Source organism: Shewanella sp. SM69 (assembly GCF_025653985.1).
Lineage (GTDB): Bacteria > Pseudomonadota > Gammaproteobacteria > Enterobacterales > Shewanellaceae > Shewanella > Shewanella oncorhynchi.
The window spans coordinates 174,667-192,012 of record NZ_JAKKRV010000009.1; the positions used below are offsets into that span (position 1 = coordinate 174,667).

General features: G+C 42.6%; 16 protein-coding genes. 15 read left to right on the forward strand and 1 reads right to left on the reverse strand.

Annotated features, from left to right (window positions below; genetic code table 11):
- Nucleotides 1-102 precede the first annotated feature (102 nt).
- From L5M37_RS13885 to L5M37_RS13955, 15 genes are all read left to right on the forward strand, one after another.
- Nucleotides 103-1,146 (forward strand): VspD, encoded by a 1,044-nt coding sequence (locus tag L5M37_RS13885; protein ID WP_263200857.1) that lies wholly within the window; start codon nucleotides 103-105, stop codon nucleotides 1,144-1,146.
- A gap of 14 nt (nucleotides 1,147-1,160) precedes the next feature.
- Nucleotides 1,161-1,967, forward strand: coding sequence for a type III secretion system protein (locus L5M37_RS13890; protein ID WP_173248270.1), 807 nt, complete (start codon nucleotides 1,161-1,163; stop codon nucleotides 1,965-1,967).
- A 38-nt stretch (nucleotides 1,968-2,005) separates the two neighbouring features.
- Nucleotides 2,006-2,512, forward strand: coding sequence for a hypothetical protein (locus tag L5M37_RS13895; protein ID WP_028759493.1), 507 nt, complete (start codon nucleotides 2,006-2,008; stop codon nucleotides 2,510-2,512).
- 7 nt (nucleotides 2,513-2,519) lie between these two features.
- Nucleotides 2,520-2,939: a hypothetical protein gene (locus L5M37_RS13900; RefSeq protein ID WP_049821674.1), complete on the forward strand. Its 420-nt coding sequence runs from the start codon at nucleotides 2,520-2,522 to the stop codon at nucleotides 2,937-2,939.
- 5 nt (nucleotides 2,940-2,944) lie between these two features.
- Entirely contained in the window at nucleotides 2,945-3,511 is a 567-nt protein-coding gene (locus L5M37_RS13905) for a hypothetical protein (protein WP_173497862.1), read from the forward strand.
- On the forward strand, nucleotides 3,512-3,811 hold the full coding sequence (locus L5M37_RS13910) for a hypothetical protein (protein ID WP_263200859.1): 300 nt from the start codon (nucleotides 3,512-3,514) through the stop codon (nucleotides 3,809-3,811).
- Nucleotide 3,812: 1 nt separating this feature from the next.
- Complete coding sequence (locus tag L5M37_RS13915; RefSeq protein WP_411569070.1) at nucleotides 3,813-9,095, forward strand: hypothetical protein; 5,283 nt, start codon at nucleotides 3,813-3,815, stop codon at nucleotides 9,093-9,095.
- 137 nt (nucleotides 9,096-9,232) lie between these two features.
- On the forward strand, nucleotides 9,233-9,829 hold the full coding sequence (locus L5M37_RS13920; RefSeq protein ID WP_168827152.1) for a hypothetical protein: 597 nt from the start codon (nucleotides 9,233-9,235) through the stop codon (nucleotides 9,827-9,829).
- A complete protein-coding gene (locus L5M37_RS13925; protein WP_263200863.1) occupies nucleotides 9,826-11,709 on the forward strand; it encodes an FHIPEP family type III secretion protein in 1,884 nt (627 codons plus the stop codon). Before L5M37_RS13920 ends, L5M37_RS13925 begins: the two co-directional genes overlap by 4 nt.
- A 4-nt stretch (nucleotides 11,710-11,713) precedes the next feature.
- Nucleotides 11,714-12,760 carry an EscU/YscU/HrcU family type III secretion system export apparatus switch protein gene (locus L5M37_RS13930; RefSeq protein ID WP_263200865.1) on the forward strand — a complete coding sequence of 349 codons (1,047 nt, stop codon included), beginning with the start codon at nucleotides 11,714-11,716 and terminating at the stop codon, nucleotides 12,758-12,760.
- Complete coding sequence (locus L5M37_RS13935) at nucleotides 12,753-13,595, forward strand: OmpA family protein (RefSeq protein ID WP_263200889.1); 843 nt, start codon at nucleotides 12,753-12,755, stop codon at nucleotides 13,593-13,595. Before L5M37_RS13930 ends, L5M37_RS13935 begins: the two co-directional genes overlap by 8 nt.
- Nucleotides 13,585-13,980 carry a hypothetical protein gene (locus tag L5M37_RS13940; RefSeq protein WP_263200867.1) on the forward strand — a complete coding sequence of 132 codons (396 nt, stop codon included), beginning with the start codon at nucleotides 13,585-13,587 and terminating at the stop codon, nucleotides 13,978-13,980. The genes L5M37_RS13935 and L5M37_RS13940 overlap by 11 nt, the downstream gene beginning before the upstream one ends.
- Nucleotides 13,967-14,971: a hypothetical protein gene (locus L5M37_RS13945; RefSeq protein WP_263200869.1), complete on the forward strand. Its 1,005-nt coding sequence runs from the start codon at nucleotides 13,967-13,969 to the stop codon at nucleotides 14,969-14,971. Before L5M37_RS13940 ends, L5M37_RS13945 begins: the two co-directional genes overlap by 14 nt.
- A gap of 13 nt (nucleotides 14,972-14,984) precedes the next feature.
- Nucleotides 14,985-15,620 (forward strand): hypothetical protein, encoded by a 636-nt coding sequence (locus L5M37_RS13950; protein ID WP_173248256.1) that lies wholly within the window; start codon nucleotides 14,985-14,987, stop codon nucleotides 15,618-15,620.
- The gene (locus L5M37_RS13955) at nucleotides 15,621-15,839 is read left to right on the forward strand and encodes a FliM/FliN family flagellar motor switch protein (protein WP_254451474.1); all 219 of its coding nucleotides are present in this window, start codon (nucleotides 15,621-15,623) and stop codon (nucleotides 15,837-15,839) included.
- 589 nt (nucleotides 15,840-16,428) lie between these two features.
- On the opposite strand, the gene L5M37_RS13960 is transcribed toward L5M37_RS13955, so the two are convergent.
- Nucleotides 16,429-16,980, reverse strand: coding sequence for a transcriptional regulator (locus L5M37_RS13960; RefSeq protein ID WP_263200871.1), 552 nt, complete (start codon nucleotides 16,978-16,980; stop codon nucleotides 16,429-16,431).
- Nucleotides 16,981-17,346 lie beyond the last annotated feature (366 nt).

Below are 17,346 nucleotides of genomic sequence, written 5' to 3' on the forward strand. Positions count from 1 at the left end.
TGCCGCTCGCATCGCGAGAATTTAGATGTGCAAGCTCACTTCAGTAACTCTGATAGTGAGTGCGCATCTATTCCCAGTATCGTCACATGAAAGGAAATAACTATGAGTACATTCATGATTACCGTCGCTGCGCCAAGCATTATTGGTACAGTCGATGAACAGAGCCAGAGTGTTCAGCGCCAAAACACTGCTGCGACAGAATCGGCTAAGCCGAATCAACCCTTACCAGGCAATACGATTGGAGTGTCCGATAGTCAGCTCTGGCGCATGGTGCAAGAGAGTATGAAACAGGCCGCTGAAGCGTTTTCTGGTACCGGTAAAGAAAACTCTGAAGCGAAAAAAACACTGATAGATATTCAAAAAAATACTCAGATCGATGCGCTTAAAGAGCGTATGGCGCAGATTGAAGAACAGAAGCAAGCCCAAAAGAGCCAAGGCATTTGGGGCAAGATTGCTATGGGATTAGGTTTTCTTGCGGCAATTATAATGGCGCCATTCAATCCTGTTATGGCTGCAGTGATGATTGGTTTCATGATTGCTTCGATCGTGTTGCCTAAAATTGTCGATAAGATTATGGAAGCCGCAGGTGTCTCTGAAGAGATCAGGGGCTATGTATCAATGGGATTAGAGATTGCTATTGGCATTATCAGTATGGTGGTCAGTTTCAATCCTGGGAACATGATGGCGACTGCGGGTAAGGCTGTTGCGAGTGGGGCTGCGAAAGTCGCAACTATGGTTGATAAGGCTGTCGACGCAGTTAAAACGTTGAAGTCATTCAGCACTATATCGACAAAAATTCAGGGTATGGTCAACAAAGTTATGAAGTTGATTGAGCCTTTACTCGATAAGATTAAGTCATTTGCAAGTGGTGGTGAAAAGCTGACCTCAAAGATTGCTCAAGCAAGTTCGGTTACTTCAAATGCAACTTCAGTCGTGAGTAGCGGTTACGCGATTAAGTCTGCCGACATTACAAAAGATCTTGAGATTGCTAAAGCAAACCAAGAGGAGTTGGAAACACGTATCCAGCAAATCTTGACCATGCTTAATCAGGCGTTGCGTGCGGTAAGCCATGCTTTTGAATCACTTTTTAAAGTTAATAGTGATCAGCGCGAATACAACGACAAGATTATTTCAATCAATATGTAAGAGGAAGTTAATTTATGAATTTAGTACAAATGAGTGCACTGTCACTACCATCGACAAAATCTGAAGAGACTTCTTCTGTTAATAATCTCAAGCCGATAGATCAAAAAGCATGGGGCAGTTATGAAAACTCATTGAAAGAGGCCAACAAAGGCTCGGTTTCAATGGCTGATTTACTGGCACTTTTAGCACAAATTATTGAGTCGTCTCAACAGGTTCGCGCTCAAGTGATGAAGAATCGCATTGGTGAAGCTGTTGCTACGTCAGAGTTGGCGACTATGCTCGCGCAAGATAAATCTCAAGATGCCAAATTACGCTTCGGTATTACCTTAGCGTCATCTGTGGTTAACATGGGAATGACAACTGCAGCAACTGTTCGAATTGGCCAAACTAAAACGCTGAAGGATAAACACTTATCCAAAATGGGCGACCGAGGGGCTGCGGATACAGGAGGAGTCAAGTTATTAAAAACGACGGATCTTGAGTCTGGTAAAGTCACTAATGTTGATAAGTCTCCTAAAGTCTCAGATCTAACAGCAAAAGAGCTTAATCAATACAGTGCTAATCTTCAGCAGCAGCGTACTGCCAAGTACAACTCTGTCACTCAAATGGGTGGAATGGCTGATGGTATGGTTGGCAATGCAAACGAAATTCAAAATGCTGAACAGGTGAAAGTACAAGAAGAGACTCAAGCGAGCAAAGACTTGAAAGAGAAGTTTGATGCTCAGCTTGATCAATATATTCAAGATCTGACTGCTGAAGCGGTGAAGTTAAATGAGATCCTTGAAGCTGTAGCGAAAGCGAGTTTAGTGACTAACCGATAATACGGAGCAGAGCGAGCCTAAGCTCGCTCTGATTAACTATGCTTCGACCCGTTTCTTTTGCCGTGACACAACGCACCGAAAAAATTTCGGATATTAACCGAACTCAAAAGGCTGGTGACCACCGCCAGCCTCGCCGAGTAAAAGATATAAAGCAAGTCGACAAGCGAACTAAAAAATATCCTCGTCTGTTCCGGGTTAAACGTAAAAATTTAACATTGGATCAGCAAAGGCAATTTGCTCGACAGCTTAATAGCTATCAGCTCAAGGCGTTACGCGATTGGCAAGGTTTCTCTGATAATTTACTTGATGTTAAATCATTAAATGATGCTCAACTTTGGATATTACATGCGGCAGAGCACTGTGAGCACTTATATCCATTAACGTTAAGAAAACAGCTTAAAAAATATATTGCAGATGTTAAGTCTTCCGCAGGGGATATGGATGCTAATAGCAAAACAGTGCAGCAACTTGTCGCTTATGAACATAATTTAGATGGTTTACTGTCATTATTGGCTTTATGTCGCCGTTACTATATTCAAGAGTAAAGTATAAATGCCTACAAATAATCGCCATGTTCGTATCTCGCATTGTCACTTAAAGGGCAAAACACTTGATCCTTATCAGTTATTAAAGGCTAAGTCAGAACGGCTTAGTTGGAATAGATTATCTGATGTGGAGATATATGCCGATAAACAAGCGGTAATCGAATGGTTTGCTATGTTGCGCGATTATTCTGAAACAACAGTTAAAGCGATTGTGGTAGAAGGGATACTAGATAGTCAATTTCATAAAATTACCTTTATTTTAACATTAGTACAAAGTGTTGATTTTGAAGAGGTGACTTCGAAAGATGCTTATCAACAGCTTTATGACTTTGTTTGCAAAACACCTGCTGGAATACGTGATTGGATCGATGATATAGATTTTAAAATGAGTATGGATGTATTAGCACTGTTATCTAGGAATCGGTGAAATATATGAAACAAGAGCGCGTCACTCTCATGCCAAAATATGAGATGAAACCAGCAATGTACCGAGCAGTTAATCAGATTGCTGGGACAACTTTTAATAATCAAGAGATTAGAGTTGATGTGGGGGCTGTATGTCATCGATTTCAGCAGCAGGATTTCATATTACTCAGCTTAAAGCATGTTGGTATCGAGGCTGAACTATATGTTTCTTTATGCGAAGCAGGCAGGTTGCTCGGTTTGGATGTGAACCATCTCGAACAGGATTACTTATCCTATGTAATCACTCAAGTCTTAAGCCAGTATGGATTAGCGTTTAAATCATATCCTGAGATGGATATAGATGAGTTGCCTCTGTTAATGAGTTGCAAACTTATTATAGGAGATTTCAACATATCTGCATTGTTAAAAGTGGATACACTCATTATTGATGCTAACTATTTGAAAACTAGTTTATCTTCATTACCGAAAACGTTAGTTCTGATGGCATCTTGTACTATGTTTAAAACTAGTCTTAGTGTTGAAGAAATATTGTCGTTAACTAATAATGACCTTGTATTGGTTTGTCCAAAGTAAATGAAAACTAGAACGTGTGACTACATTCAACAATTTTTACAGCGCCTCGAAAAAAATGAGGGTGTTATTTTTAGAGATTACCCAGACAATCTATTGCTGCCAGTTTTTCCTTTTTTTCAGTTAATACATCTCGTTAACTTGGAGGCCGTTATTGATCTTATTTTACAATTTGAAATGGCCTCAAAAGGTGTATTTATTCGTGTTGATGGATTTCTTACTCTCACAATAGCTGAGCAAGATTATTCCGAAGATAATGTGAGACGGTTAAGCATTAATTTATTTGAAAAGATGAGATTTTAATATGGCACTTAATCCAGCGTTGACTCGTAGTACTTCTATGCCAGAGTTATCACGTTTAGACTGTGAGGCTCTACCTAGGAATATAGCACGATCTACCTCTTTATTGGACGTTAGAGCTCCAACACTTAGATCTGCGGAACCTCAAATTCCAGAGAGTGTCTCTACTGCCCCTAGTATTTTGGAGACGGAAGAGCCTCATTCTAAAGTTAAGCCTAAAAAGATTAAAGAAAGCACTAAAAAATCAAATAGAGTGAGCACAGAGAAAAAGGCTAAGTTTCATTTGGCTGCGATCGCCGGTGCCGTAACAATCGGTACTGTGTTAGCTCCCTTCACCTTAGGATTTAGTTTATTACCGACGGTATTTGTGGTGATGTATGGTAATGCATCTGCGATAGCTATGTATGGTGGATCCCAATTTGTCGCTGGCGATAAAGAGAAGAAAAAAGCCCCGTTGGAGCCGCCTAAAGTTGATGCCCCCAAAGATTTACCAACTAAGCGCCCTTTTCATTTGCCTTCCCTGGCCGAGCTACCGGAACCTAAGCATACAGAAGATGTGACGGACAAAGACACCGAACGCGGAGATGTTTTTAATAACTGTTTTAACAACGTTAGTAACTTTCATAACAGTTGGTATGTCTTTATTAACTCTTCCAAGGATCCAGACATTAATCTGGTTTCAGAAGATAAAGTTAAGACCCCTAACGAGTCGCATGTTAATAATATCGGCACGCAAACAACTGATGCAACATCGATCGGGCGGGTCACGTTACCCTTTGCTGATGCTGCTGAAGTCACTGTTGTCGAGACGCCAGTTAAGGAGCGTCAAGCGCGATTAAAGACGTTAATATCTGAGTGCCAAGAGCAAGCAGATCCGCAGCTGGTAACCTTATTCAATTTACTTCTAAGCGGGGATGATGCATGTGCTCAAATGGTCGAAATAAAAGGGAAAGATGGTGCTACAGCGTATGCTGTTATTCCTAATAGTGAATCATTGGTTATTGATGAACACGATCGTGCGACGGGATCCGATTTACCTAGGCTTTTAGCAGGTACAACAACGAAAATCACAACGCCAGTTGCGACGCAAACGGACGATACACCTGCGACAGTGACGGGCAACGGTTCGCCATCGATGACAGATGATGGCACGCAAACCGATTCGCCTACAGCCGTCGCAGAAACACCGACGAATGCGGGGACACCTGCTCGTCCGCCTGTCGCGGCGAAGACCACAAACACGCCAGTAACGTCACAGACGGATGGCGTGCCTACGGAAGACACCCCTGCGACAGAAGTGCCTGAGGCGAATGCTGCGCAAGGATACACCGGCCGTAAATGGGAGGTGAGTAGTTCTACACCAGTAAATCTGAGTCAGGGTGCGCAAACGGGCAGCAATTACACCCAAGGACCTAGACGTAATCTTGGTACGACACTTGGTGCTGAGCCTGATTCTGCGGCTGGCAATGGCAATGGCAATGGTACAACCCCAGCGGTAACGGGCAACGGTTCGCCATCGGTGGCGAATGTAACAGATGATGGCACTCAAACCGATGTTCCGACAGCCGTCGCAGAAACACCGACGAATGGGGGGACACCTGCTCGTCCACCTGTTGCGGCGAACACCATAAACACACCTTCAATGTCACAGACGGATGGCGTGCCTACAGACGATACCCCTGCGACAGTGGTGCCTGAGGCGAATGCTGCGCAAGGATACACTGGCCGTAAATGGGAGGTGAGTAGTTCTACACCAGTAAATCTGAGTCAGGGTGCGCAAACGGGCAGCAATTACACCCAAGGACCTAGACGTAATCTGGGGACAACCCCAGATGCAGCGCCGAGTTCAGCGACAGCTCATCTCGGTGGTCCCGCGGCTGGCAATGGCAGCGGTACAACACCACCAGAGATGGGCAACGGTTCGCCATCGGTGACAGATGATGGCACGCAAACCGATGTTCCGACTGCCGTCGCGGACACTCCGACGAATGCGGGGACACCAGCTCGTCCGCCTGTCGCGGCGAAGACCACAAACACGCCTTCAATGTCACAGACGGATGGCGTGCCTACGGAAGACACCCCTGCGACAGAAGTGCCTGAGGCGAATGCTGCACAAGGATACACCGGCCGTAAATGGGAGGTGAGTAGTCCCACCCCAGTGAGTCTGAGTCAGGGTGCGCAAACGGGCAGTAATTACACCCAAGGACCTAGACGTAATTTGGGGACAACCCCAGATGCAGCACCGAGTGCAGCGACTGGTCATCCCGGTGGTCCCGCGGTTGGCAATGGCAGAGGTACAACCCCAGCGGTAACGGGCAACGGTTCGCCATCGGTGGCGAATGTGACAGATGATGGCACGCAAACCGATGTGCCGACAGCCGTCGCGGACACTCCGACGAATGCGGGGACACCAGCTCGTCCGCCTGTCGCGGCGAAGACCACAAACACGCCTTCAATGTCACAGACGGATGGCGTGCCTACGGAAGACACCCCTGCGACAGAAGTGCCTGAGGCGAATGCTGCACAAGGATACACCGGCCGTAAATGGGAGGTGAGTAGTCCCACCCCAGTGAATCTGAGTCAGGGTGCGCAAACGGGCAGTAATTACACCCAAGGACCTAGACGTAATTTGGGGATAACCCCAGATGCAGCATCGAGTGCAGCGACTGGCAATGGTACAACCCCAGCGGTAACGGGTAACGGTTCGCCATCGGTAACTGATGATGGCACGCAAACCGATGTGCCGACAGCCGTCGCGGATACACCGACGAATGCGGGGACACCAGCTCGTCCGCCTGTCGCGGCGAAGACCACAAACACGCCTTCAATGTCACAGACGGATGGCGTGCCTACGGACGATACCCCTGCGACAGTGGTGCCTGAGGCGAATGCTGCACAAGGATACACTGGCCGTAAATGGGAGGTGAGTAGTTCAACACCTGTGAATCTGAGCCACGGTGCGCAAACGGGCAGTAATTACACCCAAGGACCTAGACGTAATCTTGGTACGACACTTGGTGCTGAGCCTGATTCTGCGGCTGGCAATGGCAGCGGTACAACCCCACCTGTGATGGGCAACGGTTCGCCATCGGTGGCGGATGTAACAGATGATGGCACGCAAACCGATGTGCCGACAGCCGTCGCGGACACACCGACGAATGCGGGGACACCTGCTCGTCCGCCTGTCGCGGCGAAGACCACAAACACGCCTTCAATGTCACAGACGGATGGCGTGCCTACGGAAGACATCCCTGCGATAGAAGTGCCTGAGGCGAATGCTGCGCAAGGATACACTGGCCGTAAATGGGAGGTGAGTAGTTCAACACCAGTGAATCTGAGTCAGGGTGCGCAAACGGGCAGCAATTACACCCAAGGACCTAGACGTAATCTGGGGACAACCCCAGATGCAGCGCCGAGTACCGCGACTGGTCATCCTCGTGGTCCCGCGGCTGTTAATGGCAGCGGAACAACCCCACCTGTGATGGGCAACGGTTCGCCATCGATAACTGATGATGGCACTCAAGTCGATGTTCCGACAGTCGTCGCGGACACTCCGACGAATGCGGGGACACCAGCTCGTCCGCCTGTCGCGGCGAAGACCACAAGCACGCCAGTAACGTCACAGACGGATGGCGTGCCTACGGAAGACACCCCTGCAACAGAAGTGCCTGAGGCGAATGCTGCGCAAGGATACACTGGCCGTAAATGGGAGGTGAGTAGTTCAACACCAGTGAATCTGAGTCAGGGTGCGCAAACGGGCAGCAATTACACCCAAGGACCTAGACATAATCTTGGGACAATCCCAGATGCAGCGACTGGTCATCCCGGTGGTCCCGCGGCTGGCAATGGCAGCGGAACAACCCCACCAGTGATGGGCAACGGTTCGCCATCGGTGGCGGATGTAACAGATGATGGGATTCAAACCGATGTGCCTACAGTCGTCGCGGACACACCGACGAATGCGGGTACACCAGCTCGTCCGCCTGTCGCGGCGAAGACCACAAACACGCCTTCAATGTCACAGACGGATGGCGTGCCTACGGAAGACATCCCTGCGATAGAAGTGCCTGAGGCGAATGCTGCGCAAGGATACACTGGCCGTAAATGGGAGGTGAGTAGTTCAACACCTGTGAATCTGAGTCACGGTGCGCAAACTGGCAGCAATTACACCCAAGGACCTAGACATAATCTTGGGACAATCCCAGATGCAGCGACAGCTCATCCTCGTGGTCCTGTTGGCAATGGCAGCGGTACAACCCCACCAGTGATGGGCAACGGTTCGCCATCGGTGGCGTATGATGGCACTCAAACTGATGTTCCTACAGCCGTCGCAGAAACACCGACGAATGCGGGGACATCGGCTCGTCCGCCTGTTGCGACGAAGACCACAAACACGCCTTCAATGTCACAGACGGATGGCGTGCCTACGGAAGACACCCCTGCAACAGTGGTGCCTGAGGCGAATGCTGCGCAAGGATACACCGGCCGTAAATGGGAGGTGAGTAGTCCCACCCCGGTGAGTCTGAGTCAGGGTGCACAAACTGGCAGTAATTACACCCAAGGACCTAGACGTAATTTGGGGACAACCCCAGATGCAGTGCCGAGTGCAGCGACAGCTCATCCTCGTGGTCCCGCGGCAGGTAATGGCAGCGGTACAACCCCAGCTGCAACGGGTAATGGTTCGCCATCGATGACGGATGTGACTGATGGTGAAGTCGGTGTTGTTGCAACGTTAGTTAATACATTAACCCCAGTGTCGATTGAGACAGCTGGTCTTGTTATTGCCACTGAGAGTCAAAAAAGTACTGCTAAACCACAACTTGACCTAGGTAAGATCGAATCGCGCATAGTAGGCCGAGCGGGGGGACATATTCAACATAGGGTACCTAAGTTCTTAGATCGTCCAGAGGCTGGCACGTTAATGGGATCTTGGCGACCTATACCTGAGTCTTTACGAGGTAAAAAAGATTCTGCTGAATTTGAAGAGTGGCGAAAACAAGATTTAGGTCAGTATTTGAACAGTTTGAATTCGAAGGTCCTGTTGACTCAAGGGGCTACCAGTATGCGGGGACAAAATCATTTTGCCGGTAAATTAAATAATTTAAGGGATCGGGCCGAGATTAAGTCGCAGTTAAATCCCGTTAATCGAATGAATAAATCTGATTACCAGCAAATTTCAGGGTTGGATCTAGTGTCGACCGGACGCTCATATTTACTCGGGACTGCCAGTGGAAAACTGATTGTTACCTCTCCGGTTGTTCGAAGTAATCTGGTTTTAGCGCCTTGAATCAATAGCTAACCTCCAGACTCTCCATCAATTGAAAAGATTAAATCATAAGAGTTCAGGTTTAATCTTTTTTTTTCTTTTGTAGTGAGATTTAAGGATTTAGTAAGCTTAAATTCTAAACCAGAATGAGGTATGTCTTGTATATAGAAATCAATTCATTGCATCGATTAGTTCCACAGATTGCATTTAAGAAAGAGCGTCACTCAAACGTAATAAAGAAGTCTGATCTTCTTATTTATAACGAGGCTAAGGCGTTATTATCTGCTTTAGAAGAGAGAGTCGAGCAATACCAGCAAATGCTTGAAGAGCAAGTGGTGCAACTGATCGAGGAGAAAGAGCAGGCGCTCAATCTTCACGCTAATAATTTATATAATGAGATAGAAGAAGAATTTCAGGTTAATCAAGAGCGTTGGTTTGACGAAGCCAATCAACAGCTTGTCGATATTGTTGAAGAACAGTATCAAAGTCTTAGTTTGTTGAAAGATGAATTGAAAAACCGACTCGCTGAAACCGTAAAATTGCGTTTAACAGAACTGAGTCTTAATGAGTATTTAATCGGACATCTTGTGGACTTACTCCATGCTGAAATAGACGATCAGGCAAGACATTTGTCTGTAGAGCATACCTATGTCAATGGATTCGCCGTGCTGACGATAGAGAATGACGACAAGATTATTAGCATAGAAACTCAGTCGATTGTTGAAGCACTACGGACTAGCTTGGAGACGGTATGATTAAGCGTCTTCGTCGGTTTCCTATCAAGTTTAATCCCAGCAGTGTGATTATCGCATTTGCGTTGCCAACTATTATTTTGTTCACCCTTCCCGGAGTGGTGATCGATCTGTTTATTTTAATTAGTTTTATTAGTTCAGTGTTGCTGCTGGTTATCATGCTTGAGAATGATCAACCTCTAATGGTGACATTTTTACCAACGGTCGTATTGTTACTGACGACCTTTCGCTTGTTATTGTCTATCGCAACGACCCGAAACATTATTGCGAATGAAGATGTAGGTAATGTGATTGAAACCGTGGGGGAATTTGTGATGGGAGGGAACCTTATTTCAGGGTTACTCATCTTTATCATTATCACCATAGTGCAATTTTTAGTTGTTACCAAAGGTGGCGAAAGGGTCGCGGAAGTGGGGGCCAGATTCTCTCTGGATGCCTTACCTGGTAGACAAATGACGATTGACGGCGATTTAAAAAGCGGTCTTATTACAGGCGAACAAGCACAAAAGTTACGCTCTGATTTAAGCACCGAAAATCGACTATTTGGTTCGCTCGATGGGGCAATGAAATTCGTCAAAGGTGATGCTATTGCTGGTATTTTGATCAGCTTGGTTAACCTGTTTGGTGGCATTTATGTGGGGGTTAATCAGTTTGATCTCTCGCTATCTGAAAGTGTTAGCCGATTCTCTGTACTGACGATAGGTGATGGTCTTGTCTCGCAGATCCCCAGCTTATTGTTATCAATCGCTTGCGGTGTGTATCTCACGCGTATTAAAGGGGATGAAGAATCTAGTTCATTTATGGGGCAGATGGCAAAGCAGGTTAGCCGTTTTTGGAAAAGCCTGTTAGTTATTGGAGCCTTGATTTTATTACTCGGTCTACTCAGTCCAAGTCTGTTCTATGTGTGTATGACGTTATTTATCTTATGTACACTGTCAGCGTTCTTACTGTGGCGAGTGCAAGGCAAGCCAAAAACTATCGTAAATACAGGCATTGCCGGCAGTGGACTATATGAATCTCTTACATTTGTGCTAAGGGAACCTCAGCATTGCACCCTAGTAGAAACTAGTCTTGTACAGATTGAAAAAGCACTTTGGGGCCAAGCCCTCGGCGCCCCTATTATCACAGTAGATGAGCAACTTACTGTTGATATAGAAGTTCATATTTCGGGTATTCGTATTTATAGCTTCTCACATGATGAGTCTGCAGAGCTAATCGAAGTACTTGGGGACGAAATTTTTATTAGCGATGCTGCCACCCAAAATATCGCTACGATTGTGCAATATTTTTTACGGAAATGCTTAGTTGAAAAGTATAACCTTCAATACACCAGCAATATTATTGAAGGACTTGCAAGCCAAAGTGAAGTGATTAAAAACGAAATCGACTCGGCACTTGGTTTGAACCGTGTCCATGATGTGATTAAAGAAATGATCCGTGCTCGCGAGTTTTATCTCGATAGGGTGACTTTCTTTGAGGCATTAATTTATTGGTCTCGTATCGATAATGAGTCTAAAAATTGGCTCAATCGGATTCGAAATCAAGCAAGATATGAAATCACCTCACGTTTAATGAATTCTGAGGGAAAAATCTATGTTGCGCTGTTGAGTTCTGAACTAACCGAGTGCATTGAAACCTTTGTCATGGGGGAGAGTGAGGATTTAGATAGCCTAATTGAGCTTCAGTCAGCATTACGCCAGGAAGTTCTGCGAATGACCTCACTATATGGAAGTAAGCCGACTTTAGTTGTGAACGATAATGAAATTAATTCGGTTAAATCTTTCTTCCAGCAGGTGGTATCAACTATTTCAGTATGTAGCCATGGTGATATAGCTGATCCAAGTTGTGTTGTGAGTTCCGAACCACTACAAGTTTTGATCTAAATTTATGTCAAACGAATCAACTGAACCCAAAAAATATCCGCCAACGGAGAAGAAGCTTCGGGAGTTAAGAAAAAAAGGTCAGTTTCCAAAAACTGAACTAGCAGAACCGACTATGGAGTTAGTGGTATTTGCAGTGATATTTATTGGTACAGTTTATTTTATTTTTGATTCGTCAAATGATTGGTTTGAGGTAATGTTATATGCAGATATACAGACAGGCTTAGACATTATTTACAGTGTGATTGCGTGGGGTATATTCATACTGCTAATGATTAAGCTCGTCATGGCAGCTATTAGTTGGGTAATGCTAAATAAGAATGTTATTAATACTGAGTCATTAGGTCTTAAAATGGAAAAAATTAGCCCAGTTACGGGGGCTAAAAATATATTTGGCATTGAGGCAATATCCCGTTCATTACGTAAGGTGCTAGAGTTAACGTTTTTGTTGTTTTTGCTTAAATATGTTTTTGATATTGGTGGAGCAGAATTGACTAGGTTGGCACAAATAAACAATGTGTCATACTTTATTTATAATCTAATGCTGTATGTTGGTTTGGTTTCCTTATTGTTTTTTGTTTATGGCGTGAGTTTAGGTTGTGTAGATTTTATGGCTGAGAGTTATCACTTTAATCATAAAAACCGTATGACGTTTACTGAAATGAAAAATGAAATGAAAGAAACTGAAGGCTCGCCAGAAATGAAGTCTGAACGCAAACGGCAAATGCGAGAAGTCATGGATGCGCCAATAACTAAAGGACGTACACCAACTTTTGCTATTGCAAATCCTACGCATATTTTAGTGCCTATTTGCTATGACTGCATGATAGATAAAGTCCCTGTCGTGCTCAAGATTACAACTGAATCATTTGCATTGGATGAACGCCGTAGATTAGAGGCACTTAATATTCCGATTTTGGAACATATAGGGCTTGCAAGGGCATTCTATAAAAGTATGCGTACTGGCGAAGACTATATTCCTAAAGAGTTTTACCGCCATATCGCTTTTATTCTCTTAGAATTAAATAAGCAGGAAAGTGCAAAAAATGTTTAGAAATTGGCTTTGGATAGGGGTGATAGTTGGACTCACTTCATGTGCCCAGAATGTGAAAGATGATTCAATAATATGGGATCATGAGTGGAAAAAAGATATTTATAATTTACTGTTTTCTGAGATTGATGATGTAGATCATCTACGTTATTGGGTAAAGAGAATACCTGAATATGTAGATGATTCACCGCATCAAACGACATGTATTGAAGTTTCTACGCCTTCTCATCCAAGTCGGCTCTATCTCGCTAATTTACATACCTATGCGTTAAGCGAGGTAAGCAGTTGTCAAGGTGACTATTGGCTCTATTCAAATCTTATTAATGTAGTGAAGGGTAATAAATTTTCTGGCAGTGACCGTTCAACTGTAGCTGATACCGGTCGATCTATAGCGGGTGATCGTTGGAGTTCGGACGATGGGAAATATTGGATAGTAGACGATCAATCATCATGCGCATTAGATAATATATCCGATATTTGTCGTACTCAGTCTAAACACGTACGTTTAGTATTAAATGAGCTATTTATGGTGAATGAATCAGCTCTGACACCAGATGGTAGAAATATGTTGGTTCGCATGATTGAAGATCTGCGTGGAAAGCCAATAGAAAGCATATTGGTTTATGGCATTGCTGATTCATCAGGAGCTTATGAGAGTAATCGACATCTAGCTGATGCGCGCGCTAAAAGCGTGAAATACTTTTTACAAACTGAAGGTATGAGAGATACGCCCATTTTTTTACGCGGTAGTGTTGAAAATGGTTTGCCTACTGCTGAACAGCGTATTACTCAGCGCCGCTTTATGATTGAGATGAAGTTTAATTACGATGAAAAATAAAAAATTTACCTTATTTATAATGGAATTTACTCACTTAGTTCAAGCTTCAAGCCTATCGCTAGATGAACACCAAGCATTATTATGTCATTTTGGTGATGTAAGCTGCCGTATTGAAGATGGTGCTCGCGTTGGCCTTGCCAACACTATCTTGATTATGGTTGAACTCGATATTGAGCATTTCCCTGCAGAGACTGCGTTAAAGATAAATGCTAATTTTTCATTAACATCGGGTGGATATATTGCTAAGTTTAAGTCGAATGATTATTTCTATGTGCGTAATATGCCTTTACCAGACCATCCTCAAGGTTTATTAAAAGCGTTGAGTGATACTGTGAGTATTACAAATATATTGAGAAAAGAGTTGAACTTGCATGTGGTTAGTTGAATTCGTTGATGGCCACCTGCATGGCGTAATATTACCAGTCGAACCAAAACTAGTTATTACAGGGTCAAATAAAGATATAGATGCAGAAACGCTTTATGTTCCAGAAATTTTGCCTGTAAGTACTCGTTGGGAGTTTTGCAATGATAAAAATATCATCTGTATTAGAGGAACAAGAAAAAACGACCGATTAAAAAAACTGAAGTCAGGCCGTATCTATCGCTTAAGAGGCATAGCCTTTTTTGTTTATCCAGAAGGTAAACGTAAACCACAATGGTTAAGCTATCTAGCTCGAAAATATCAAGCACTCATTATGTTAACTTTGTTACTTAATGCTGGATTGGGTCTAGGTATGTGGATGGTATATCAAGCTAACCAGTACACGCAAATTGCAGAACACTTAACTCAACTCAATGGTAGTTACGTCAAGAATGGCAAGCTTAAGGTGCCCAATAGCGCCTCCTTTTTGTTGTTGCCTGAGGCTTTGCAAGCAAATGCTGAGATTGTTGAAGCAAATAATTTGCAAATTCTCTCACAACCTGTTGTGGAATTAGTCTCAAGCGATTCGAAGCAGCCTGTTAGTTATAAGGTAATAAATAAAGTCGATCGTGATCAAATCCAGGTTGAGACCTTTGAAACTGATAATCGAGTTATGGCTGTGTTAGGTGAATATGGTTTGTCGTTTAATAAGATAAATGATACTTGGTTTGTCAATGATAACGCCAAAGCTGCAATTGTGCTAAGAGCTAATGGGCTACAGGATATTATCCCATCCGTTTCAGTTCGGAATGATAGCACTCAAGTTATTGATAATGCCAACTTTCCATATTCAATCTTTTACTCATCGACATCAAGAGGGTATATATATGACGACAAGTATCGATATTGGGTTGGTAGTAATGTACCACTTCTAGGTGTGATTCAGTCTATTTCACGTAATAAGGTCATTTTTAAAGACCGCAATCAAACACGCGTATATTTTATTCAATCATAATAGGAAAACTGAAATGCTAGATATTCAAGCTAGATCTATGACCAGTGCTATTCCCACTCCTGAGTCCGAGGCTAAGGCGCTCGAATTGGCCTTGAACCAGCTTCCCATAGCGACTAAAGCGGTTAAAGCATCATCTTCAAATTATTTATTTTCAGCGGGCAATCGAGACCCGTTGAGTCTGATTGATACAATTCTTTCAAAATATATTTCAGAACAGACAAAAAGTGCTGAAGCTAAAGCTGACAATATTTCATTAAAGTCAGAGGCTATTGCCGAAATTAACCGCCTATGGGGGTTAATTATGAGTGATAGATTACCGAACACTAAACCTGGTGATGATAAAAGCACTAAGTTAAATGGAGGCAGTGCAGCGGGATTTTTGAGTCAAATAGACGACATCATTAAAACTAAACTTGGCAATCCTCAGGGCGTTGGAGAGATCGCGGGTACTGATTGGAGCACTAAGAACGTAACTTATGATCAACTCCAATCTATGAATGCAACTATGACAGCATATTGTGACACCATCCAAGTCGATTTAGATACTGAGCAACAAAAGTTTAAAAATACGATGACAGAAATTACCTCTGCTCAAGAAGAGATCCGTGATGTCCGTCGCTCAATTATTTCTATTTCTCAGGGAGGCTAAATGATGCGCATCGCGATAGATGTTGTTATTGCAAATTGCACTATGACATTGGACGAACTTAATCATTTACAAACAAGTCAAATTAAGCCAGTAAACGACTTTGTTCAATCTGAAGTATTATTAAAAAGTGGTAATGAACTGATAGCAACAGGCACATTAATAAAAGTAGATGACCAGTTTTATGTTTCTATTGAACAAGTTAATAATATCGTGAATTAATTTATATTTTCAAGTTAAAACCTGTAATAGTTAAATTAATATAACGATTTATCTATTGGTTAAATCTATATATTTGTGGCGCATGTATATCAGAGGATATCTTGTGCCTTTATATTTTATTTATTAGTAAGGTTTTTCTGCTACTATATTGATTGGCATTAAGAGTTTCTATATTATGCAAGCAAGTGTTAATCAATAGTTAACTTATTTAGATATAAAACACTATGAAAAAATTTAATCAGATTTGAGTAGATGCGAAGTTAATTAGATAGACGTGTTTATTGCAAATAATTAGGCTGATAGATTTTTTAGTAAGGTACTACCTCCTATTCTAAAGTGTAAATGCTCTATTCTAATTATGTATTTCGCTTGCAGATGTCTTTGGAGAACTTATTTCTGTAGAGTTAATGCGTAGCTATTCACTCTTCATCACTATATCTGAGCTAGATTTATTGACTTGTATAATATCATTGGCCAATGCCTTGACTATATAATGCAAGTGTATTTTGATTTTTATGGAATATATTTACAGCTAATTTTTACATGCTTCTAATATATAATGAGATATTCAAAAAAACAGCTTCTATAGTTATTGAAATATTTTATTTATGGTAACAATAGCTACAACGGTAAACATCGATGCAAGTAGTGAAGAAATTAAGCATACTAAGAAAAAATATACATGATTAATAGACAAATTTTCTCGCATCATTTCCGTTCTCTCTATAAAAGATGAAATCATGCCGTGATTGTTTAAAGCTTTATTTCCTTGTTCGATACTTTTGATGTCAATTATATCTTTTTTATCGGGAATTTGAATGTCCGTGGTACTTTTATCTAAAATAAGTACATAACCTTCTTTTGAAATTGTTTTGATTTCGCAAGCTAAGTTGTCGAATTGGGTAAGGGTTTTTCGTAAATTTGAAATAGCTTTTGTCAAGGATGTTTCACTTACAAATACTTTCCCCCAAACTTTTTCTTGAATATATTCCTTATTTACAACACTATTAAAATTATCACATAGTAACTTCAAGATTACTGCCTCGCGACCACCTATTTTCACTGTATTTTCTTGTGTACTAATCTGTCTTTTAAGTACATCAAATACTAACTGATTTCCCAACACATAGTTTCTTGTCATTTTTTAGCCCTCTTAAGCTCACTCGCTTGATATAAGTCTAGTGTTAAGCATGATAAATGGACCCTATTCGTTTTATGAATAAGGTATTTAATGATTTTTTCTTGGTTATTAGACTAGTTTGTTTGGCAGCTTTTTGCTGTGTCATTTGCTTGCCGTGCTCATTACTGTCAAAAGCAGTCTTTAGTCTATTTATGCGCTTACATCGTGCAGCAATTTATTCATCGCTAGCGACTCATATTGCTATATTGTGTTTTATAAATTAAAAATTAGTCATTTTATTAAGTTTAGGAGATAACTTTGTATTGCCCTCAGCACTTGATTTCTGTGTTATTCCTTGTTCGGTCATTTCAAATATTGTTGTTGATC